General features: G+C 41.6%; 14 protein-coding genes. 2 read left to right on the forward strand and 12 right to left on the reverse strand.

The genetic code is table 11. The features are described from left to right. Positions 1–33 precede the first annotated feature (33 nt). From TY03_RS20590 to TY03_RS20610, 5 genes are all read right to left on the reverse strand, one after another. A complete protein-coding gene (locus TY03_RS20590) occupies positions 34–1710 on the reverse strand; it encodes a RagB/SusD family nutrient uptake outer membrane protein (RefSeq protein WP_042373517.1) in 1677 nt (558 codons plus the stop codon). Between the two features lie 14 nt (positions 1711–1724). Beyond that, positions 1725–4442, reverse strand: a complete 2718-nt coding sequence (locus TY03_RS20595; protein ID WP_042373519.1) for a SusC/RagA family TonB-linked outer membrane protein — start codon at positions 4440–4442, stop codon at positions 1725–1727. Positions 4443–4473: 31 nt separating this feature from the next. Continuing rightward, on the reverse strand, positions 4474–6321 hold the full coding sequence (locus TY03_RS20600; protein WP_148335742.1) for a RagB/SusD family nutrient uptake outer membrane protein: 1848 nt from the start codon (positions 6319–6321) through the stop codon (positions 4474–4476). A gap of 13 nt (positions 6322–6334) precedes the next feature. Then, the gene (locus TY03_RS20605; RefSeq protein ID WP_042373470.1) at positions 6335–9505 is read right to left on the reverse strand and encodes a SusC/RagA family TonB-linked outer membrane protein; all 3171 of its coding nucleotides are present in this window, start codon (positions 9503–9505) and stop codon (positions 6335–6337) included. 330 nt (positions 9506–9835) lie between these two features. After that, positions 9836–13834 (reverse strand): hybrid sensor histidine kinase/response regulator transcription factor, encoded by a 3999-nt coding sequence (locus tag TY03_RS20610; RefSeq protein WP_052332584.1) that lies wholly within the window; start codon positions 13832–13834, stop codon positions 9836–9838. Positions 13835–14177: 343 nt separating this feature from the next. Between TY03_RS20610 and TY03_RS20615 the strand changes: the two genes are divergently transcribed. After that, positions 14178–15074, forward strand: coding sequence for an AraC family transcriptional regulator (locus tag TY03_RS20615; protein ID WP_042373472.1), 897 nt, complete (start codon positions 14178–14180; stop codon positions 15072–15074). Here the strand turns inward: TY03_RS20615 and TY03_RS20620 are convergent. Beyond that, positions 15067–17349, reverse strand: coding sequence for a glycosyl hydrolase family 95 catalytic domain-containing protein (locus TY03_RS20620; RefSeq protein ID WP_042373474.1), 2283 nt, complete (start codon positions 17347–17349; stop codon positions 15067–15069). The two genes, TY03_RS20615 and TY03_RS20620, sit on opposite strands and share 8 nt — an antisense overlap. A 197-nt stretch (positions 17350–17546) precedes the next feature. On the opposite strand from TY03_RS20620, the gene TY03_RS20625 reads away from it, so the two are divergent. Continuing rightward, positions 17547–18602: an alpha-L-fucosidase gene (locus TY03_RS20625; protein WP_042373476.1), complete on the forward strand. Its 1056-nt coding sequence runs from the start codon at positions 17547–17549 to the stop codon at positions 18600–18602. A gap of 237 nt (positions 18603–18839) precedes the next feature. Here TY03_RS20625 and folE read toward each other — a convergent pair whose 3' ends face one another. The 6 genes from folE to TY03_RS20655 form a co-directional block, all read right to left on the reverse strand. Continuing rightward, positions 18840–19424: a GTP cyclohydrolase I FolE gene (gene folE / locus TY03_RS20630; protein ID WP_042373480.1), complete on the reverse strand. Its 585-nt coding sequence runs from the start codon at positions 19422–19424 to the stop codon at positions 18840–18842. A gap of 7 nt (positions 19425–19431) precedes the next feature. Further along, positions 19432–19875, reverse strand: coding sequence for an SPOR domain-containing protein (locus tag TY03_RS20635; protein WP_042373482.1), 444 nt, complete (start codon positions 19873–19875; stop codon positions 19432–19434). Between the two features lie 84 nt (positions 19876–19959). Next, on the reverse strand, positions 19960–20715 hold the full coding sequence (gene tpiA / locus TY03_RS20640; RefSeq protein WP_042373484.1) for a triose-phosphate isomerase: 756 nt from the start codon (positions 20713–20715) through the stop codon (positions 19960–19962). A gap of 41 nt (positions 20716–20756) precedes the next feature. Further along, positions 20757–22085 carry a BT_3928 family protein gene (locus tag TY03_RS20645; protein ID WP_042373521.1) on the reverse strand — a complete coding sequence of 443 codons (1329 nt, stop codon included), beginning with the start codon at positions 22083–22085 and terminating at the stop codon, positions 20757–20759. Further along, complete coding sequence (locus tag TY03_RS20650) at positions 22075–22617, reverse strand: DUF1599 domain-containing protein (protein WP_042373487.1); 543 nt, start codon at positions 22615–22617, stop codon at positions 22075–22077. The genes TY03_RS20645 and TY03_RS20650 overlap by 11 nt, the downstream gene beginning before the upstream one ends. A 108-nt stretch (positions 22618–22725) precedes the next feature. Next, positions 22726–23613 carry a M23 family metallopeptidase gene (locus TY03_RS20655; RefSeq protein WP_042373488.1) on the reverse strand — a complete coding sequence of 296 codons (888 nt, stop codon included), beginning with the start codon at positions 23611–23613 and terminating at the stop codon, positions 22726–22728. Positions 23614–23623 lie beyond the last annotated feature (10 nt).

The following is a 23623-nucleotide window of genomic DNA, read 5'->3' on the forward strand; positions in this document are numbered from 1 at the left end:
TAGGTTTAACACAGCCTTCTTTTGTATTTTTTATTACCAACCCGTATTTTGTTTCAGATGACCATTCTTAAACAACTCGGAATTTGCTATCGGATAGAAATATAATTTATCTTCTATCTTACGAGACTCTAGCAGTACCTTTTCATAGTGTACGGCAGCACCCTCTTTGGTGATTTTAACGGCATAAATATCTTTGGATGCATCTAACTCCTTCCATCGACGAAGATCCCAGAATCGATGCCCTTCGAAAGCCAACTCCACTCTACGTTCATTTTTCAAACGCTTCATAAATTCTTCGACCGATAATGTATTGGGTAAAACCGGCATTTTCACACTGTTTCTACCACGTACTGCATTGACGGCATCGAGTGCAGACATTTTACAAACAGGCGTCGTGTAGTTAATATCACCGTAAGCATTAACCATGGCCTCGGCATAATTTAATAATACTTCTGCATAACGAAATAATATCCAACTATGCTGTAGCGTAGCCGGCGTTTGTCCAGACTCGAAACTCACGTTGTTATTTACATATTTACGTAGGTAATAACCAGTTACTGTAGCATTAGGTAATGGCAAGGCATTCGCTCCACCTTCCCAAACTTCTATAGCCACATTTTTAGGCCATTTCATGCCGTTATGTACAATAGTAAGGTAAAAACGCGGATCTCTATTGGCATAAGGATTCTTTCGCATCTCTTCTTCATTCCAATCGAACAGACTCCCATCAACCATTTCAAAAGCAGAGGCAAGGTTTTCGGTAGGACAGGTAGATGTTCCACCACCGGCAACACCCATGGGAAAATTGCCTGATTCGAAGGTATTACTTACTCCGATAGAGCGCACCCAAATATTCTCTGAACTCTTGTAGTTTTCAGCCCCAAATAAATTACTAAAGCTACCATCTAGTACACAACCCAAAGTTGTGTTGTCATTGATGATTTCCGCAGCAGCTTCAGCTGCAATGATCCATTTATTCTTATCGTTACTCGGATTGAATAACGGACTTGCTGCATACAACGTGGCACGAGCCTTCAAAGCCAAGGCTACTGCTTTCGTAGCACGTCCTTTTTCGTCGCTCTTGAAACCTTTCACATACGTGAGCGGAAGCCTTTTTGCCACATCGGTACACTCTGCAATGATGAAATTCAGAATCTCGGTTGCCGATGTCGGTTGCACTTCATTCGCTTCATTGTCTGTCAGTGTTTTAGTAATTAAAGGAATGTTTTGATAACGCTTCACTAATTCGAAATAGAAATAGGCACGAAGGTATCTCACCTCATCTTCATGCACTACGTAAGCTTTCATCCAGTCTGCATAATCAATGTTGTATTTCCATTCATCGAAAGTGAGACCACAAAGATTTTCCAAATAGAAGTTTGCATCATAAATGCCTCTATAGTAATAACCGTATAGATCGTCTATTGTGTAAGTAGGCGACCATGTTCCGTTTACAAAACGTTGTATATTCGACCCCTCATACACATGGATAGCATCGTCTGTAGCCGCATCCTGCATAGCACCATCGGTGTTCAGAAAATCATGTGTCACATAGCCATACACATTGGTCACATATTGCTTTACATGATTGTAATTTCCTTTAATCTGATCCAGTGAATAATTGTCTGATTCATCGCAATCCATAAAGTCACAAGCGGCAAACAAGCTTAGCGACAAGAATAGAATAAAGTAATTCTTTATAAGTTTCATACTAATCAACATTTTTAAAAAGATAAATTAAAGCCAAATGCATATTGAGTCATCGTAGGATGCACTGCGCCTAGAGCTTCCGGATCTTGAAGATCGATCTTGTCAAAGCAGAATAGGTCATGAGCACGAGCAAAGAGTTTGGCTCCATCCATAAACTTCGTTCTCTTCAATAGTCTTGCCGGAAAGTTATAATAAAGCTCCAGTGTTCTTAACTTTAAGAAAGAGGCATCGGTTATCCACATTGAGTTATTGTTGTAATTATTGTCCGATCCGGTATAGGTGAGGCGGGGCAATGTTCCGTTCGGTGTACTCTCACTCCAGCGATTCTCGTAATAATGAGTAGAAATGGTATTATTACCTACTATTGGACGATAAACACTACGTGTATCTAACATTTTGGTATAGTGTCCTGTACCTTGAAACTGCGCATAAACACCGACCCCTTTATATTCAGCACCCAAATCGAACGAATAATAAATTTCCGGCATGCCTGCGTTATAGCCTAGAGCTACTTGATCGTAGGAGTCGATAATATTATCACCATTCTGATCTTTGAACATCAAATCGCCCGGACGTACTGTTCCCAACTTTTGTTTCACTTCCCGGTTGTCGATCTGCTCTTGCGATTGATAGATACCTTGCACTTCATATCCAAATATTTGTCCGATTGAAGTACCTGTGCGTTTCTGATAATCATACGGACGATATTCCTCATTCATTTGCATGATTTCATTACGAGCAAATGTAAACTGTCCACCTATATGATAGGCAAAATCGGAGATTCTATCGTTCCACGACAAAGCAATCTCCACCCCTTTATTATCAACAATACCATTATTTTTCTTGGGAACCGGAACACCCAATACCGAAGAAGTATAGCCACCTGCATCGACCAAGATATCGGTGCGATGATCGTAGAAAGCATCCATAGACAAAGAAAGTTTGTTCCATGCAATGAAATCCAGGCCAGCATTCAGTTTATGTGATTTTTCATAGGTCAATCCATTGATACCCAATTGAGACACACGTTTTCCTCCCAACCCCGCAGGCGTTTGGCTACCAAAATAGAATGAATTTCCACTATTATCATAGATCGTTTTAAATAAATTCACCTCATAGTCGGCACGTCCCGATATACCATACGAAGCTCTTACTTTCAACAGACTCAACCAATCTCTGTCTAAAAAATCTTCGTTCGACAGCACCCAACCGACACCAAGTGCAGGAAAGATACCCCAACGATCTTTCGGATCAAGTATACTTGAAGCAGACCCTGAGAGAGACAAATCAAGTAAATAGCGATTATTGTAAGCATAATGAACTTGTCCTACGATATCCATAAAAGCACGTCCTGTGTTGCGACCTTTCATGGTTGTTTTATCCATCGAATACTGCATGGTAGCATTCAGGTTGTGCTTACCCCATATTTTTGCATAGTTGGCATACAGCCCCAAGTTAAAGAGCGTTCTCACATCACCTACACTTTTCGAAAAGCTCAATGTTCCTTCATTGCGAAGATTCGTATAAATTGCTTCGTCCTTTACCCAATCGTATACCGCCGAACCATAACCGAAGTTTTTGGTATTGCTATCCCAATAAGAAGCTGTATTATCTAATCCGATTTGGAATCCTACCGACAGGCCCGACAGCAACCATGACAAGTCCTGCTTCAAGTGCATATCGGCAAACAGCGCACGAGTCTGTGAACGGGCATAACCTGATCCCGAAATAAAAGCAATCGGATTGTTGCTATACGTTGTAGTGCCTCCCCAAACACCCTTATCTGTTTTAATGGGAAAAGCACCGGCAGGTACCTGATATATAGAGTTGAAAATATCGTCAGTAACCTTACCCGGACGATTGTGTTCGCTAAAATTACCCATGAAATTCAACTGTACGGATGTTGTAGGCGAAACAGTGATATCCAGATTGGTACGTACATTTAGTTTGGAGTATTTTTGCTGGGTAGAGTATCCTTCATTCGTTTCGGTAGGCTGCAGGAGTCCACGGTTATCCAAGAAATTCAATGAAGTATAATAGCGCACAAATCGACTGCCTCCTTGAGCGGAAAAGTTCACATTGTCACCGTAAGTAGCGTCTCTTAATGCCTCGCCGACCCAATCCACGTTTGGATAGAAACCCGGCATGGTCTGGTTCTTAAAAGCATCTAATTCGGAACCCGAATAACGAGCTGGCTGACCATCATTCCGCAACGCTTCATTTAATGCAGAAGCGTACGTATATCCATCTACAAACTCAGGTAAACGGTTGGGGGTAGCCATATTGAATTCGTAAGAAAAGTTGATCTGCGGTTCGTTGACAGAACCACGCTTGGTTTTAACCAAAATCACACCGTTGGCACCACGAATACCGTACAGAGCAGTAGCCACCGCATCCTTCAAGACACTGACCGACTCAATTTCTTCGGATGTTAACTCATCCATAGAGCGTTGGTAACCATCCACCAAAATCAACGGAGCGTTAGAGTTAAGCGAACCTTGTCCTCGCACCGATAGCGATGCCCCATTTTCCCAGGCCGCTCCATCGGTTTGCATCACCTGCAAACCTGGCAACATTCCGAATAGTTGATTCGAAGGCTTAATACTATTTTTGTGCGATAGCTTATCGCTAGTGGTAATAGCCACCGCACTTGTAGCTAACGTGTCCTTTTGTGCCATTGCATGGAATGAGCACAACACACTAATCAGTATAATATATATATTTTTACTCATCATAATCTTTATCTATTATGTTTCGAAACCCTTATTCCCAACCGGGATTTTGCACCATTCCATAACCTTTATTTATTTCAGCTTGAGGGAAAGCACTCAGATACCATTTCTCTTCAAAGCCACCCGGTTTCCACCAAGCACGGCTTTCAGCTCCTCCTTCGAGACTAAATGGTTCACAAATATAGGTTTGGTTTACCTTATGCTTATAGATATTTAAACCATGCAAGGGAGTCGTAAACTTCTCTTTCATCTTCCAACGAATTAAGTCAAAGAAGCGAACCTCTTCATATCCAAACTCGCAAGCACGTTCGCGGAGCAAGGCAGCACGAAACTCCTCTTGACTCAATCCTTTTTTCAAGCCATTCAGACCTACACGTGCTCGCACAGCATCCACATATTGATATGCCAACGCATTGGGACCACGATGATATTCATTCAACGCCTCAGCATACGTCAAGTAAAGTTCTGCCATTCGTAAGTGTGGCCATTGTATTGGCTTATCCTTATATTCGCCTCCACGATCCAAACCCCACTTACGCACAGCAAGCCCTGTCAATAAGCTTTTAACCGATAATTGACCTTGTCCCCAGTCGCTACCAGCAGGATAATTCTTTTTATCTTCCGGATATTCTTGAGTAACTTGCACCTTTCTTCCTTGGTAGTTATCGCCATCTAGAATAAAGGTTTCGCATAAACGAGGATCACGGTTGATAAATGGATTCTTTGCATGATCCGGATTATTCCAATCGAAAGTATCACCATCGGCCGTTTGGAACATGTCAAAATACTCTTTCGTAGGACACATGGCTCCCCAGCGGCGTGCTTGATCGGGAAACTGATTATTGTTGGCCAAATAAATATTTCGATTGACAGTAATCAAAAGTTCGGGTGTATTGCGGTCAAAATAAGCTTTACGGAATGCCAGACGATATTCTTGAGGGTCCACATCCGATGTTTGCACCAACCTGTAATGTCCTTGCGCATTCACTTCTTTAAAAAATGCTTCACAAGCATCCACTGCTGCTTTCCAACGATTGTGATCATAGTTACCAAACCAAGTCATTTTCTGCTCTGAAGCGGCACCCGGATAGAAAGCCGTATCGCTATTGTAAAGAGGACTGGCTACAAAAAGTAATACTCTTGCCTTTAAAGCCATAGCACCTGCCTTAGTCATGCGAGCCCCCAAATTAGCAGCCTCAGCTTCAGGAATACTCCAAGGGAAATCGGGACAAGCAATGGCTTCGTCCAATAATCCGATGGTAAAATCGACTGTTTCCTGCAACGTAGCACGTTTAGGAAATTCTTCGGTAGCTACCAATGCTTTATGGATAAGGGGTAATCCTCCGTAATGACGTAACATATGTGCATAATAGATTGCCACAATCATTTTCGCTTCTGCCTTTAACCGTGACTTTTCAATTGCATCCATATCTGGCACACGATCTATGTTTTCGACTGTCAACCAAGCATGGCGAATAGCACTCCACATATGAGATTCTCCTTCGAGAAAACGGATTTTGGTTGCCATAAAAGATTTTCGGGCATCTTCCAAGCCGGCATTGTAATTACCTGCATAATAAACCTTATTTACACCCGAATAGCCCAAATAGTCTTGATTTAGGTCTGTCAGCCCTTCGATACAGCCTAACCACATCGTTGTCCAATAACCACTAGTCTCATGCCCATAAGGCAAATACTCATAACTATACCACAATACACGGCGGGCATACTCAGCAGTGGAATACACTGTATCAATGGTCACATCTGTGCTTGGAGGCTTCTGTAAAAACTTATCTCCGAAGGCCAAATCCTCACAAGCCACTATTGCCAGCAACCCTAAAGAAACTAATATAACTTGAATTTTATTTTTGATATTCATAATGATATGTTTATTAAAATCCTACTTTCAAACCGAAATTCACAACTTTAATTAACGGATAAGTTTCACCATCGGCATTTGATTCGGGGTCATAATAGTTTAGCTTATCGAAAGTCAATAGATTATATCCCGATAAAGAGAGTCGCAAAGAGCCCACATGGAGCTTCTTCAATACCGCCTTGGAGAAGGAATAACCCATTTCGATATTTTTCAGACGGATATAAGAAGCATCACGCAACCATAAATCAGAATCCCGATAGTTATTGGGTTTACTACTTGTTAGCGATAAGGCAGGAGCCTTGGCTGAGTTTCCTTTTTCGGGTGTCCAAGCATCGTCAATCATATATTGTAATAATGAATTCTTGTTTGTTTCACCAAATGGATTACGAAAGAAACCCGAAATCAAACGAGATGTTTGGAATGCACCTGACCAAGTCATACTGATATCTAGTCCCTTCCAAGAGATACCATACTGTATATTACCACTCAACAAAGGGTATTTGGGTTGCCCAATGGCACTGATATCGTTATTGTCAATCTTCTTATCACCATTCAAGTCCTTGTATTTCACATCGCCTGCTACAGGTTTAAACCCAGCACCATGATCAGGTATACCACCTTCCTCACCCTTCAGATTAGGGTAATCTGCCGCCTCTTTCTCTGTGAAGAATCCGTCAAAATTATATCCAAATTGCTGTCCGACGGGAAGTCCTGTCTCATACATCCACTCATACGGTTTGGGGACTTCATCTTTGAATATAACTTTGTTTTTAGCATATCCCCAATTGGTTGCCACATGATATCTCAACTCTTGAATATTGTCTTCCCAACGAAGCGTCACTTCAAAACCTTTATTATCTACCTTACCCATATTAACGGTAGGAAGCTTAATGGCAAGATAGCCTGGGTTGATTTGACGAGAGATCAAGATATCTTTGCGATGCTCAACAAAATAATCAAAAGAAGTTTTGAGGCGACTGTTGAAGAAGTGTAAATCAATACCATAGTTTTGCTTGGTTGCTGTCTCCCAAGTGACATCGGGGTTACCGACCTTCGCCTCTACGGCACCATTCAATAGATACTTATTACTTGAACCGAAATCATAATTACCACTTGAAATATTATAAGAGTTCGGTAAAAATAAAAAACGAGACTCATCGGAAACACGATCGTTACCAACCTTACCAAGCGAAGCACGTAGCTTTAAATAGTTAACAAAAGGCTTGAGTGACTGCATAAACTTCTCTTCAGATGCAATCCAACCGATAGAACCGGCAGGGAACGTACCAAAGCGTCTGCCCGGAGCAAAATTCTCAGAGCCATTATAACCAATGCTCACATCGAGCAGATAACGAGTTTTATAGTCATACGTAGCACGTCCTACCAAGCCAACATAGGCACGAGGAATACCTGGGAAGATATTGCCCGAATAGTAATATTTCATCGATTGGTTATACATACCGAGAGCCGAGATATTGTGATCACCAAATTTTCGTTGATAATTGAATGCCGCCTCCAAATACCAGTCACGAGACTGTCCCGAACCCTCTGTATATCCTAATGTCGTTGCATCTTGTGTCTTTCTTAGCAATACTTCTCCATCTTCTCCTCGAAAAGCCTGATAAGCATTGGCACGTCCTTCTCTACGCTTGCTCACCGTGGCACCACTATTGTAAGCACCCTTAACGTGAGCTTTTAAGCCTTTGGTTAGAAAATCCAGTTTCTGTTCTAAAGCGAAATCAAAGTTTACCACATTACCCAATGAGGTATTATATCCCTTCCCGTAATACGAGCCTAAGGCATCGGCAGCCTCACCAAATTTACCAAAAGTTTTAGAGTCCAAGCCAATCCATTTACCATCTACAATACCCGGTCCGCCAAACGGAACGGCAGAATAGATATCACGGAATAAAAACTCCACTTTCGTATAGGTACCATTATTATAATTTGGTTCGCGCTTATCGGACAAACGTCCACCCAGATTAAGCCTCATAGTCGTTGTTTTGGTGACGTCAATATCCATGTTGACACGATAGTTATAACGGTTGTACTGAAAGCCACTGTTATAGTCACCGGTATCATACATTTCAAATAAACCGCTCTGTGTATAAATACCCAATGAAGCAAAATACTTCACACGATTGGAGCCTCCAGATATATTCAAGTTGTGTTGTGTCTGCCAAGCTGTTTCCTTTAGCAGCAAGTCCGTCCAATCCGTATCCGGATAGAGTAATGGGTCACTATGCGTACGGAAAGCTTCCAAAATTGTTGGAGTAAAAACGAAATTCTCCTCTTTTACACCATCATGCATCTGCGCCTTATTATAGGCCGTAGCATAATCATAGCTATTTGCAAACTCCGGTATGCGAGTAGGCAGTTGTAGCGCCATGCTAGTCGAAAAACTGATCTGTGCTTTCCCTTCCTTTCCACGTTTAGTGGTAACCAGAATAACACCATTGGCACCACGCACTCCAAATACAGCTGTGGCCGAAGCATCTTTCAACACCGTAATATCTTCTATTTCATTGGGGTCTAATTGATAGAATGATCGTTCCACTCCATCAACCAGCATTAACGGGGATGAAAGCCCTTCGGTCAATGACCCCACACCACGAACATAGATCTTTGCATCGTCAGCACCAGGCTGTCCACTAGTTTGTACACTTGACAATCCAGGAATCTTACCACTTAGGGCATTAGCTATGCTACCTACAGGCGACTTCATTATTTCATCCGACTTCATCGAAGAGATAGCGCCAGTAATAGTTACCTTTTTCGTGGTACCATAGGCAATCACCTGTACCTCTTCTAATTGTTGTATATTCTCATCCAGTGAAATCTTCAGTTGTTTCTCGCCCTTATAATGGATTTCTTTATTTTCATATCCTATATAAGAGACAATCAAGGTCGCTCCTATCGGAACTTTGAGTGTAAACTCACCATCAAGATTGGTAATTACACCTGTATTTACTCCTTTGATTATAATACTGGCTCCAATAATGGGTCCGGAAGCATCGGAAACAACTCCACTGACTTCGACGACCTTTTTTTGCTGTGTTACTGATTGATGTGCTTGACTTTTGCTCGATTTATTATCTGCAAAAGCAATCTGTCCAACCGATAGTACAATAGCCAACAGCCACATTCTGCCAAATAGATTCATAGGGCTTATTCGTTTTTTCATACGGCTTTAAAAGTTAACATACATTGTTTTTAATAGTAAAAGAGATACTTTGGGGTCTTTATGGACCGGCAAGTAATAAGAATAAAAAAAGAGGTAAATCAAAGAGAAAAACTCTTCAATGGGAAAGCGAATGTTAATAAAGTGTTTTTTCATACGCAGTACTAAATTTAGTGAATAATTTAAAATCCACGTCAAATTAAGTATTTATAGCGAACACCTTAGTATTAAAATTTGCCGAAATGCTAGCACAAATAGTCCGCAGACAATCACTGCATATCCACGGACAATTTAAACAATATATTATAACAAGAAAATATAATTAAAATACAGTTACTCCTCTTCACCTTTCCTGTATTTTTGAGGAGAGGTATAAAACTGTTTTTTAAAACAACGACTAAAATAAACTGCCGACCCGAAACCTAGCCTGTCGGCAATCTCACCAATGGGCATATCAGGAAATTGGCGAAGCATCACGGCTGCACATTTCAATTTGTGGTTTAAGATAAAGTTGTTGGGAGTCATACCGGTCAATGCTTTGAATTTTGCATAAAGCACAGTTCGCCCCATACCTAGCTCCCGACAAAGAAGGGGTATATCAAATTCAGGATCGTCAATGTTTTCATCGATAATCTGTGTCGCCTTCTTCAGTAAACTCTTATCCAACGGATTGATAGTCGTCAAGTCTATCTCCGACAATGGTTGCCGAGTAAACTGATGCTGAATCAGTAGTCGGTTTCTAATTAAATTAGTGCAACGCGACAGCAATATCTTGGCATTGAAAGGCTTTGTGATGTAATCATCAGCCCCACGGTTCAAACCTTCAATGTTCTGCTCTGTTGTATTAAGAGCTGTAAGCAATATAATGGGAATATGACAAAGATCGATATTATTCTTAATTTGCAAGCACATTTCTGTTCCGGTCATCTCCGGCATCATCACATCACTAATAATCAGATCTATTTTTTCGTTCATGGCTATTTCCAAACCTTCTTTTCCGTTTCGAGCCACCAAAACCTGATAAAACGATGTAAACAGCTGTTTCAACACGTTTAGCAAATCTTCGTTATCTTCGACAATCAATAACGTATAGGCGGCTTCCAGAGAGTTTACTGATCGTGATTCTTCTTGTTGTTCGCTCTCCATCGGCAATGAGTCGGGAATCAAATAATTAATATCCTCTTCATCTACAAATCTCACATCACTGTCCTCTCTAAAATGCTCCTTACCTCTTTTCAGATAAATGGTGAATATACTTCCCACTCCGACTCGGCTTTCAACAGTAATTTGACTATGATGTTTTTCTATAATACTCTTAGTTAATGCCAAACCAATACCGGTTCCCAAACCCTTTTCGGCAGTTTTTAGTTCATTACCTGCTTGATAGAAGTGATCAAAAACATGTTCAATATCGGCCGCTTCTATCCCTGCTCCATTGTCTTTCAATTCAATACAAATATCATCAGTTGCAGTAACAATAATCTCAATTGTTCCGTTATCAGGCGTATATTTGAATGCATTGGACAAGAGGTTGAAAAAGACTTTCTCCATTTGTTGAGCATCGAACCAACAATCGATATGTTGTAAGTGACAAGTGAATTGATAATCAATGCCGCGCTGCTGTGCATAATCCAAGAAAGAGAGGTAAATCTCACGAAGAAAATCCACCACATTATATCGAGAAAGGTTCAACACAACATGATCCTGCTCAAATTTACGAAAATCAAGCAACTCAGAAACTAAATTTCGCATTTGCCGGGCGTGCTTGTTTATTTTTAGCACATTATTGTAAAGCACAGTTGGAATGGAACTATTCTGCAGAATCAACTCGATATGACTGATAATAAGAGTAAGCGGTGTACGGAATTCATGACTTACATTGGTAAAAAAGAGTAATTTGGCTTGGTTCAGTTGCTCTATTTGCTGTTTCTCGAACTTCTCTTTTTCCAGTGAAAGAGCCAATATCCTTTTAGCCGTTTGACTTCGGAGGTAATAAACTGCACACAACCCTATAATTAGCAAATAAATACCCCAAGCCCATACTGTATTATACCAAGGAGCCGAAATATTAATTTGAAGTGATATTTCTTCATTTTTCAAATTTAAGCTGTTTCCTTTGGCACGTATACGTAAAGTATAGTTTCCAGGATCAAGATTTGTATAATGCAAGCTCATCTGCTTTGTAGGTACCCATTGCGTATTAAATCCCTCGAGTTTATACTCATACTGATTATTCTGCAATATATCAACATAGTTAGAAAGAGCAAAAGAAATAATCAAGTTGTTATGGTCATACTTCAAGTTCAGCTCCTTCACAAAGGGAAGAGAAACGTTGAGGATACCGCTTTCATCTCCCGGATATATTTCCTGATTATTTACTGATAATTGAGAGAAATAAAAGGTGCGATTTTCGTTAAATTCTTTCAGATCTTCTTCCCGAAAGGAAGTGATTCCTTCTACATCACCTATAAATATCTCATCATTGGCTGCAACTAATGCGCCACAACCATTGATAATAGCAGGAGCCGGAAATCCGGAAGACAGTCCGATGGAACGGAAAGTATGATTCGTCGGCGAAAATAAGGTAACACCTTTGTCTCCCGTAATTAACACATTACCATTTCTCAATTCTACCAGATTATAGCAATAATCACTCAATAGTTGCCCTTTCCCCAAGGAATAATTAGTTACAGTCTTAGCCATCTTATCATAATAAAAGACCCCTGCTCCCAATGTACCCACGTACACACCTTTTTGAGTACTTTTTACTTTCGAGATGGCAAAATGACAACCGGATTGTTCTAAGTCGATTACAGATACCTCTTTGGAAGTACGAAGGTTGAAACCGATGATTGTATTCCAAGAAGTCAGCCAAATAAAGCCATCCTCATCAATATCGAAACTTTGGCAATACTCCACCGAGGCAGGAATACGCTGAAACTCGTTCGTATCAGGATCCAGCACAAACATACCGTTACGAGCTGCGATATATAAACGATCCTGCCAAAATAATACCTGAAAAATAATATTGTCAGGACAATCCTTATTCTTTCTTTGAGTCTCCAGATAATTATAAAAAGTTTTTTTCTTTATATCATAGCGAGAAAGTCCTCCTAAATAAGTTCCTATATACAAATAGTCTCGCTTGCTATCATAACAAATACTCTTGACATTGTTATGCGGTAATGTATTCTTTCCACCGGATTTAAAATTAGTGAACGTATGGGTATCACGATTCATACAACTTAAACCACCTCCATCAGTACATATCCAAAGATTGCACCTTTTATCTTCGGCCATTCCACCAATATACGAATAATATAAGCTTTTATCTGCACTCAGCTCGTAGCTATAGCGCGAAAAAAGCTCATTACCCGGATTGAAATAGTTGACACCTCCATAATAAGATCCAATCCAAATTGTTCCTTGCAAATCTTTATATAAGGAAAAAATAGAAGGATGCTCCAACCCTCCCATGCTTTTATGGAGTTTGATAAGCGAATATTCTCCGGTGCTAAACGTATACTTTTGCAATCCGTCGAATGTACCAAACCAAATATTATGAAACTTATCTTCAGCAAACTCGCGTATCTGATTACTTGCGATACCTCGCGAAGCCCCCGGTGTATAAGGAACTTTACTTACTTCTCCTTTGGGGTTCACCCGATATAAGCCATCCATACGGCATCCTATCCACAGCTCTCGCTGGGAGCTCTCAAATATTCGATAAACTTCGACATTCGGAATGATACACTTCTTTTTATGACTTCTCCGGTCTATCTGATGAAGCCCTTGCTTAGATCCTATGTAAAAATTACTTTCCGAAACAGTCAACCAATTGATCCCTTTCAAGTTCGTTTTCAATAGGAAATCCAAACGATCTGTTTGCTCATTATAACTAAAGAGCGAATCAGAAACCACACACCAAATATTTCCTTCATAGGCAGTCAGAGCAAATGTATTGCGATTGGTTACTTTGTGAAACGTCTCCTTTCTTATGTCATATTTCGACAAAGCTTTATCTGCTATAAAAAATACATCTCCTATAGTATTACCTTGAATTGCATAAACTTCATTGCCTATAATTGCTTTTTCATGATGCTTATAATAATTATTAGCATAGGCCTTATAAGTATTGATGTCATTGCCATCATATATGCAGATGCCCTCTCTCGTCCCAAACCACATACGCCCGAGTTTATCCTGATAAATAGACATTATGGAGAGCTGCGATAATCCGTCTGCTCTACCAATATGTTTAAAATATTCAGCAGACACCGTTTGAGACAAAAGAATAAATAAAGCGATCAGCACCTGTTTCAGATTATTCATGCTTTTCTTAGTATAGACGGCTAAACAGTTATTTCAAAAGTAGCCAAAAAGTTTTTACTAAAACAAAAGTAGTTAAAAAGTTTAATACACCAAAGAAAGGGAGACAAAAAGGGGGTAAGTACCCATTTATTTGGTCTAAGTTCAGATGACAAATCATGAGGTAAGCAGTTCAGCCATAAGTTAGATGAAGCGACCAGTGTATAATAAAGTGCTGGGGATTTCAATAGGGTGTCAGTTGCCTCCCTAAAAGTTATCTAAAATAGGCAAAAAACATACAAAATCCGATATTTACCAGAAAAAAGATGTACTTTTAACGGTATTATATGCATATATCTCTAATACCATGCTCAATACATCGTGCAACCTCTCTTTATCCATGCTCTTTGCTGGTTATACACGCGTAGAAAGTTGGTGGAACTTTCAAAACATCATAAGTCCTTTTTACCGTCTATACTATATTAAAGATGGTCATGCCAAGGTGTATCTCAACAACAAGTGCTATGAATTATCTGCCAATCAGTTATTCTTAATACCTAAATTCACCTTTCACAGCTATGAATGTGATGATTTTATGTCTCACTATTACATCTGCTTGTTCGACGATCTGACAGGAGGAAGTTCCATCCTTAATCCTTCGACCCTGAATTTACAGTTGCCGGCCACATCTATCGACATGGAACTGATACAACGTTATATGGATCTAAATCCTCATAAATCATTAACGGCAGTCGATCCGCAACAGTACGATAATGAAAAAATTGTATACACAAAGACAAGAACCAGCTCCTCCCCTTACTCGCAAATCATCGAAAGCAACGGCATTTTGCTACAACTATTTTCGCGCTTCGTCACCGAAGAGAGCATGAAACGAACCACATCGGGCAACTCATACGAACGGCTGGATATTGTGATACAACACATCAACAAGAATCTCGACCAGCATATTTCTATTTTAGAACTATCGGGATTGATGTGCATCACACCCGATCACTTCTCGAAAATATTCAAAAGAGTAATCGGCATACCTCCTTGCGAATATATTCAGATGAAACGTATTGAGCGGGCACAAGCTTTGCTGCTTACCTCGCGCAAAAGCATAACGGAGATAGGAGAACAGGTAGGCATTTACAATCCGGCGCAATTCTCGCGTCTTTTTACCAAAACAGTGCAATGCTCACCCAGAGAATACAGGAAGATGCAGCAAATCAACGAGGCTCAAAAAAGAGAACCGATCACTTAGCCATCAAATCAATTGTTTGACCGGGGGTTGTTTCTATCAATAATTGATGCCCCTCAACAACATAGTTCGGATGGAGCTTAACCTTCTCTAAAACATCTTGAGGCAAGGCGATCTTCAACGTTCCTCCTTTTTCTGAGAGAATTCGCAACCGAACCAACTCCCCGTCTCTCTTTTCTGCCGAGATGAGGAAAGCCCCCATGGCACGAAGGTTTTCGAATGAGACATTCTTCCAACTCCGGGGTATGGCAGGGAAAACATGAATGACTCCCGTATGACTCTGCAAAAGCATCTCCTGCACGCCCGATGCAAAGGCAAAGTTGCCCTCTAACGTGAACGGACGGTAGGTGAATTTTGACTTTCCGGTTCCCGACTGATCTCCATTGACGTGGAATGTATTCTTCAGGCAGAAACATTGGGCAAATGTGCGCAAAGCCTCGGCAGCCCCTTCGCCATCGAAAGCACGTGCCTTCATATTGGCAAACCAACTATACGAGTATCCAGTCCAGTAATCGGGACCGTAATCTTCGAGTTTCTTCAACGTGGCGCAAATAATACGTTGCGATTCTTCTCCATCGCTCCAATCAATCAATCCCAACGGATGGATAGCCATCGCATGAGAAAAATGACGATGCGAAGCATGATAAGGGTAACCTTCGGCAAAAGTCAGGCTCCCCTCTTTGTCCACATTCAGGTCGGGCAACTGTCTCTTTATCGCATCCCAATGTGCCGATTCCTCCTTCAGGTTGAGTTCTGCTGCCAATTCGGAGGTTGCCTGAAAAAGAAAATGCATCAGTGACAGGTCATAGTTTGTCATAGTCTGGAACCAAGCCTGCAAGGAGTTGTCGAAAATCTCCGGACTCGAACTAAACTCCAACTTCCGGACTCCCTTTGCATCGACAATCGAATTTTGCTCCATATAAACAGCCACCTCTTTAAGAAAAGGATAAGCACGCTCTTTGAGAAAGGTGCGGTCGGCAGAATATTTCCAATGCAAATAAAAATGCTGTGCCAGCCAAGCTCCGACAGTTTGCGACATGGCGTATTGAATCCATCCACCCATGGGTTCTCCATTGAGCGATGCTACACCGGGCACATTCATTCCATCCGTTTCAAAGTACTGCCGGGTGTAACGCTTGTAGGTATCGCGTTGATTCCACAAGGTGTTCAGGTAGCCCATCCCTTCCGTCAAATGATTGCCGATGTATGTAGGCCAGTAGCTAAGCTGTGTATTCAGGTCGTGATGATAATCACCCTTCCAAGGCGGAAGCTTTCCATTGTCGGCAGTCCACACAGCCTGAAGCGATATGGGCGATGAGTTTTCGCGAGTAGCCGAAGCGAATTTATACATTTCATTCTCATACTGTTTCTGCAAGATAGAATCGGGCAAAAGGATCGATGATTGTGCCCAATAGTGATTCCAGTAGTCGGTATGGGCGTGATAGTCATTTTTCAATCCGCGTTTCATCGCCTCTTGCACTTCGTCCGCAGCCTTATCGACCGAGCTCGAAGAGGTGACACTCCAAGTGCCGTAAAGGGTAGTTCCTTTTCGCTCCCAACGCACCACTACCTCGTAAAAGAAATCGCCAAAACCCTTCTGCCGGTATATGATCTGGTTTCCCTCACGGCTCACCTTTCCCTGATCGTATCCGAGGCGATGTAAATCCTGCCCCGAAACCGGGTCTGTACTGCCATCCTCTTTGGTCTTGTTGTATATGGGTGTGATTATAGACGGTGCGACGTCTGCCTTGAGGTTTTTAAAAACGAACCACCCAACCGGCTCGGTTGCATGAACAAATGTTTGCATCTGTGTGCCATCCCTCCACGTAGCTTGGCACAATGCATTGTATAGGTAGAGCTTTACTTCCGAAGGGCTGCCGATCTTAGAGAGCGAAAATTCAATAGAGGCACCCGGAATTTTAGACGGTGCGGGATCACGATCATAAGGCCAGTCCAACTTCTTCTGCACCGGAAGATAATCTTTCTTCCGTATCTGTTCTTTTACCCAGGCAAAACGATAATCCTCGCCCGAAAAGCCATTCACCGGACGCAAATCCCACAGATCGGTTCTATCCAACGAGAATCGCAAAGACGAATCTCGCTTCCAAACCAATACGCCTACGGTTGCATTGCCCAACGGTACCCCTTCATCCCAGCTTCGGGCCAATCCGGAAAAGGTCAAATCACTTCGCGTAGGTGTAACCGGGCAGGAATCATACGTATGACAACCGATCATAAAAAGGCAACAAATAATCAATAAAGTAGCTTTTCTTTTCATGGTACAAATATAACAGATTCCTAACTTCCATAATTTCCCAAATAAGAGAAATACTTTGCAAAATCCGTTATAAAGGTTTGCAATGCTTACTTATGATCGGATTTAGCAAAGTATTGGACGGTTCTGCATAAAAAACTTTGAAGAAAATCGGCTATTTTTGAAGCATTAATTTTATCACTTATAACAAAAGGAAAAACATGAAGAAGTTACTTCTTATAGCTCTTGTAGTATTCATGGCAGTAGGATGCAGATCACTTAAGCAACCCATCCTTCCGGTATCGTCTACACAACCAAGCAAAACACAACGAAAGCAGATTGAGCGGAAATACGGAATGTTCATCCACTTCGGAATCAATACTTTTCATGACCAAGAATGGACCGATGGCTCCAAACCCGCATCTTCATACATCCCCACAGATGTTGATGCCGATCAATGGATAAAAACAGCGAAAGACGCAGGTATGAGATACATCATTCTAATCACCAAACACCACGACGGATTTTGCTTGTGGGATAGCAAGTATACCGATTACGATGTGGCCAACTCGGGCAACAAAACCAATGTGGTGGAAGCTGTGGCGAAAGCCTGTCGAAAATATGGAATCGGGTTGGGACTATACTATTCGTTATGGGACAGAAAAGTCAATGGCAACGTAAAAGATACGGCACAAGATGTAGCGTACAACACCTATATGATTCGACAGTTAGAAGAGTTGATGGACATAACGAGAAAGCATGTTCCGCTCGTTGAGTTTTGGTTCGACGGAGGTTGGACGAAGGAGAACGAACGCTGGCCTGTGAACGAGATCTATCAAACAATCAAATCCCGGGAGCCTGAGTGCCAGATCGGTATCAACTGGAGCATTGGAGTACCCGGCAATCCCGATCAGCACCCTGTACTACCCACTCAACAGAAAGAGGGCTATCCCATTCGCTATTTCCCAAGCGATTTCAGGCTGGGCGATCCTTATCTACCTGCCGAGAACGACCCTAAGCTCTTCGTACACGATGGTAAACAATATTATATGCCATGGGAGTCGACCGTATGCATCAGTCAACGCTGGTTCTTCAACACCACCGATACGGTTTATAAAAGCGTTGACGAATTGACCGAGCTGTACCGAATAGCCACTCGTAACGACAATATTCTTATTTTGAACTGCCCACCCAACCGGGAAGGAAAAATCAGAGAGAAAGATATCGAGATATTAATGCTACTAAAGAAAAATATTGTCAGCCAACAAGGCAAATAGGAAAGAGAAAGTGATCTAACGGAATCATAAATCACTCATTCAAAGATCATTGCAAGAGTACGTACTTTATTGATAAAAGAATACGTATTTAATGGTGTATAAATATACTAATTAACACACTGTTAAATACGTACTGTTGATAGATAGATAATCTATGTTTTGCTTCTACAAAGAAAGGAATTTACATTACCATCTTATACAGCGGACAGATGTCTTCCAATTCCCCCCTCTTTGGGGTTAGGCATGACGAATGAGATTCATAAACTCTTCGCGGGTTTTGGCTTGATTGAATGCACCGGTAAAGTCGGATGTAGTAGTAATCGAGTTTTGTTTCTCCACACCGCGCATCTGCATGCACATGTGCTTAGCTTCGACCACCACCATTACGCCCAGCGGATTGAGAGTTTGCTGGATGCATTCCTTTATTTGCAGCGTCATACGCTCTTGCACCTGCAAACGATGAGAGAAGATATCGACTACACGAGCTATTTTGCTAAGCCCGGTGATGTAACCGTTGGGGATATAAGCCACATGAACCGTTCCATAAAATGGAAGCATATGGTGCTCGCAGAGTGAGAAGAAGTCGATGTCTTTCACGATAACCATCTGGCTGTATTCTTCTTTGAACTTAGCCGAACGGAGCACTTCGTGAGGATCCATCCGGTAGCCTTTCGTCAAGCTCAACATGGCTTTGGCTACGCGCTCGGGAGTTTTCAACAATCCTTCTCTGGAAGCATCTTCGCCCAATAAGGTAATAATACTTTGATAATGATGCATGAGCTCTTCCAAAGCAGGAGAGACAATTTCTTCTTTTTCCAACATGGCTTTCTTATAAAGGGATATTTATTTGCTCTTTTACAATAGAAACTTCCTTGAACATACCGGTCGCTTTTAGCTTACGCATCATGGCATCGGCCTCTTCGATACTACGAAAATCGCCTACCCGACAGAGCCAACGGGGAGGAACAAAAGAGGTGTAGATAGGTAACTCGGGAAAGGTCTCTTTAATACGTGAGGCAACTTGATAAGCATTGTTTTTAGCAATACGTGTGTTATTGCCTGCGTAGGCTTGTATCCGATAGCCAGCAGATTTGATAACTGTCTGTTCGCCGGTAGCAGGACGTTCGGTACCTAGCAGTGCAGCAATGCGTTCATCCTGATGAATGGTCACCTTGCCTTGTCCGGGAACGTTGCGTTCCAAACTTTGAACGATGTTTTGTGCTTGTGCGCCGGTGAAAGCAAACAGCAATAAAAATAAACTAAGCTTCTTCATACATTTGTTCTGTTGTAAATTAAGAGTTTTGAGCTCCGAACGTTGATTCGCATCGTTCGGAACTCAAAACAAATCATTCAATACTTATTTAAAAGCATCGATAATGCCTTTGAAATCGGCTACATTCAAAGCAGCACCACCAATCAAACCACCGTCTACATCGGGATTAGCGAACAGTTCGCCTGCGTTAGAGGCTTTGCAGCTACCACCGTAAAGGATAGAAGTGTTGTCGGCGATTTCCTTGCCATATTTATCAGCGATAGTTGAACGGATATAAGCGTGGATCTCTTGTGCTTGTGCAGCAGAAGCAGTTTTGCCTGTACCGATAGCCCAAACGGGTTCGTAAGCCAATACAATCTTAGAGAAATCTTCGGCCGACAGATCGTAAACAGAAGCCAATTGAGCCAATACAACTTCGTTTTGTTTGTTGGCTTCGCGCTCTTCCAGTACTTCACCGATACAGAAGATAGGAGTCAAGCCGTTGGCCAATGCCAATTTCACCTTTTCCTTCAAGATCTCTACAGTTTCGCCATAGTATGCACGACGCTCTGAGTGACCCAAGATTACATATTTAGCACCGGTAGAAGCAACCATAGCAGCCGAAATCTCACCCGTATAAGCTCCTGATACTTTATCAGCACAGTTTTCTGCACCTACACCGATCTTAGCGGGGTTTACGATAGGAGTGACAGAAGCCAAATGGATGAACGGAGTACAGATGATTACATCGCAATTCTGTGTTTCGTTAGCCAACGCGTCATTCAAATCTTTTGCCAAAGCAATACCTTCTTGAAGAGTATTGTTCATTTTCCAGTTTCCTGCAACAATGTTTTTTCTCATTTTTGTTTTTATTATTAAAGGGTTAATATAATTACTTTATTTTATTCGACAGACGACCGATCAAGCGATTCTTCTGCCATAAGCTTCTTAGCACGTATTCTCTCCCGTCTCTTGATGACCAGAATATCGAGTCCCAAGACCAACAGTAAGGGAAGTGCAAACCACAATAGCACATTGCCCATAATATACAAACGACTTTCGGTCTTTTGTTTGCCTAAATCGATATTCTCTAATTTATCGTGCAACGCATATTCATCGGGCAAATCGGCATCACTCCATTTATTCAGGATAGTGCCGTTTTTGATAAGCATCAATCCCGGATTCGAGCGCAACATGGTCTTCAATGTTATCTCATCCATTAAGCCAAACGGATATTCGGCTCCTGTTTTATCTCGCCATAAAGCGATTTGCTCGGCAGGCGAAGAGGTCAGGCAATAGAAGCCATAACCATGTTCAACCGAATAATCATATATTTCATTAATCAGATCGATATTGCTGTCATCGGCCTCTTCGATACGCTGAGCCACCAATAGAAAGGTATAATTCATATCGGTGAGCACTTGCTCGGTAATATCCTCTCCGGTTTTCTGTTCGGTAATCGAAAAGTCGTGAATGGGAGGTTCGTATCCTTTCTTCTTCAGTACGGTACGCGTATCGATAAATTTCCACGTACTATCGGGATAGTTTTCGAGCGTAAACTCTTGTGGCTTGCCGTTCTTTTCAAGAATAAATACGCTTTCGTACACACTGGGTTGAGCTCCGGGAGGGAGTGTCATGCCCTGAAGAATATTTTGTCCGATCTTATAAGGACGAAAATCCAGAATGGGCAGGTGTGTCAAGCAATAAGACGATAGAGCCAAAACGAATAATACAGTGTACAAAGAGACTAACCATTCGGTTTTTGCACTGATAAAGCGTATCAGTTGTTGCTTCCACTGAAGAACAGATAAAGCGGCAATCAGCAGCAAAATATTCTTCCAGAATGTCTGCCAGTTGGTCAGGACCCAGGCATCTCCGAAACAGCCACAATCAGAGACCGGATTGACCAGTGCCAAATAAAGCGTCAGGGGAGTCATGAATGCCATCAACAGCAAAGCCAGCGTAGTTGCCGTATTTTTTCGAATACCGAAGAATAAGAGAATGCCGACAGAAAACTCAAGAGTAGACAGTGCTACTGCAATGAGCAAAGGCAGAAAAGAGGGAAACCAAGACAGCATTCCGAATGCTTCCAGATAATCTTGTATTTTATACTGTGACCCCAGAGGGTCGACAGCTTTTACAAATCCGGAAAAGGTAAATGCCGCTGCCAAGAGAAATCGACAAGCGTTGGCCCATACCTTCAGAATTATATGTAGTTGTTTATCCTTCAAATTCAATTTTAATCAACCCAAAAACGGAATAATTAATCATATCCATGTAGTTCGCATCAATACCTTCCGACACCAGGGTATTGCCCGAAATAGATTCGATCTGTTTGGTTCGATATATTTTCATCAAAATCAAATCGGTATAAGAGCTGATACGCATATTGCGCCAAGCTTCATCGTAATCATGGTTTTTGGCAAGCATCAATTCTAACGCTTCTTTCGAATACTTATCGTACAGCTTCATGGCAGCTTCATTACTGATATCGGCCGACTCGGCGTATCCCAACTCTAATTGAATCAAACCAATGATACCGTAGTTAACGATAGCAATAAACTCGGCACGAACCCCTTCGTCTACTAAAGCTACCCCTTTGGTTTCGATGCTACGAATACGGTTGGCTTTGATAAACAATTGGTCGGTTACGGACGCAGGACGTAGAATACGCCATGCAGGACCATAATCGTGCAATTTTTTCGAAAAGAGGTCACGGCACAAAGCAATGACATGCTCAAATTGTTGTCTGGTATCTTTCATTTTCTTACAAATAGAGCACAAAGGTAGTAATAAATAAAGAAAAAAGGAAAGAGGGTACTCTAAATTATATTAAAGTACCCTCTTCCCTGATATGTTAATTGGATGTAATTACGAGCAACGAAGCACCTGACCGATACGAAGTGTTGTCTTTCGTGTAATACGGTTCAGCTTACAAAGCCTGTCGATAGAAACACCGCGTTTTTGAGCAATACGCCCCAACGTGTCTCCACTCTTCACTTTATGGTATCTGATTGTACCTCCGTCTTCACCGTTATCAGCCATATTCGTTTCAGACGAACTGCTTCTATCCGGTCTTCTTGTTCTTCTGAAGGTATAGTTATCGGCTACAATATCTTGTTTGGGGAAGTCGAACATATAAACAGGGTTGATGGCAATACCCAAAAAGCGGGTTTCAAAATGCAGATGCGAACCTGTTGAACGACCGGTGTTTCCACCTAAGCCAATCGCTTCGCCTGCTTTTACTAATTGATTGGGTTCAACCAATTGAGCTGATAAGTGACCGTAAACCGTTTCCAACCCATTATCGTGACGAATGACCACGTATTTGCCATATCCTCTACGCTCGTACTTCACGATACGCACTTTTCCGTCGAAAGCCGCTACAATCGTATCGCCGATATTTACCTTTAAATCCAATCCGTTGTGCATTCTTCTCCAGCGAGGACCGAAAGGCGAGGTAATACGGGTGCTTGGCGTTGGCATACAGAATCCTGTTAAATCAATAGTATACGATTCGGGGATAATAGCATCCTTTCCGTAAGCATGTACGTACTCGTTGTTCCAGTTTGGGTAAAGATCTAAAGCGGGATAGGCCGACTGCTCTGCACGAATTTGCTTTTGCAACGCCAGAGAGTCTACTAATTTTAATTTCTTGTCGATAGGTGCTTGACGAGCAATCAGATCCTGAGAAAAAGAATTCAGGCTGATCATGGCTGTCGCGGCAAGCAATACTGTTTTAATACAATTAAAATTCATTCGTTATAAT

It is taken from the genome of Bacteroides neonati (genome assembly GCF_000499785.1).
In the GTDB taxonomy this organism is placed as follows: domain Bacteria; phylum Bacteroidota; class Bacteroidia; order Bacteroidales; family Bacteroidaceae; genus Bacteroides; species Bacteroides neonati.

Coding starts and splice junctions, on each gene's coding strand:
- TY03_RS20635 (WP_042373482.1), bottom strand. CDS start 19,875: ATGAAGAAGCTTAGTTTATTTTTATTGCTGTTTGCTTTCACCGGCGCA.
- TY03_RS20595 (WP_042373519.1), bottom strand. CDS start 4,442: ATGAGTAAAAATATATATATTATACTGATTAGTGTGTTGTGCTCATTC.
- TY03_RS20620 (WP_042373474.1), bottom strand. CDS start 17,349: ATGAAAAGAAAAGCTACTTTATTGATTATTTGTTGCCTTTTTATGATC.
- TY03_RS20600 (WP_148335742.1), bottom strand. CDS start 6,321: ATGAATATCAAAAATAAAATTCAAGTTATATTAGTTTCTTTAGGGTTG.
- TY03_RS20650 (WP_042373487.1), bottom strand. CDS start 22,617: ATGAAAGATACCAGACAACAATTTGAGCATGTCATTGCTTTGTGCCGT.
- TY03_RS20615 (WP_042373472.1), top strand. CDS start 14,178: ATGCTCAATACATCGTGCAACCTCTCTTTATCCATGCTCTTTGCTGGT.
- tpiA (WP_042373484.1), bottom strand. CDS start 20,715: ATGAGAAAAAACATTGTTGCAGGAAACTGGAAAATGAACAATACTCTT.
- TY03_RS20590 (WP_042373517.1), bottom strand. CDS start 1,710: ATGAAACTTATAAAGAATTACTTTATTCTATTCTTGTCGCTAAGCTTG.
- folE (WP_042373480.1), bottom strand. CDS start 19,424: ATGTTGGAAAAAGAAGAAATTGTCTCTCCTGCTTTGGAAGAGCTCATG.
- TY03_RS20625 (WP_042373476.1), top strand. CDS start 17,547: ATGAAGAAGTTACTTCTTATAGCTCTTGTAGTATTCATGGCAGTAGGA.
- TY03_RS20605 (WP_042373470.1), bottom strand. CDS start 9,505: ATGAAAAAACGAATAAGCCCTATGAATCTATTTGGCAGAATGTGGCTG.
- TY03_RS20610 (WP_052332584.1), bottom strand. CDS start 13,834: ATGAATAATCTGAAACAGGTGCTGATCGCTTTATTTATTCTTTTGTCT.
- TY03_RS20655 (WP_042373488.1), bottom strand. CDS start 23,613: ATGAATTTTAATTGTATTAAAACAGTATTGCTTGCCGCGACAGCCATG.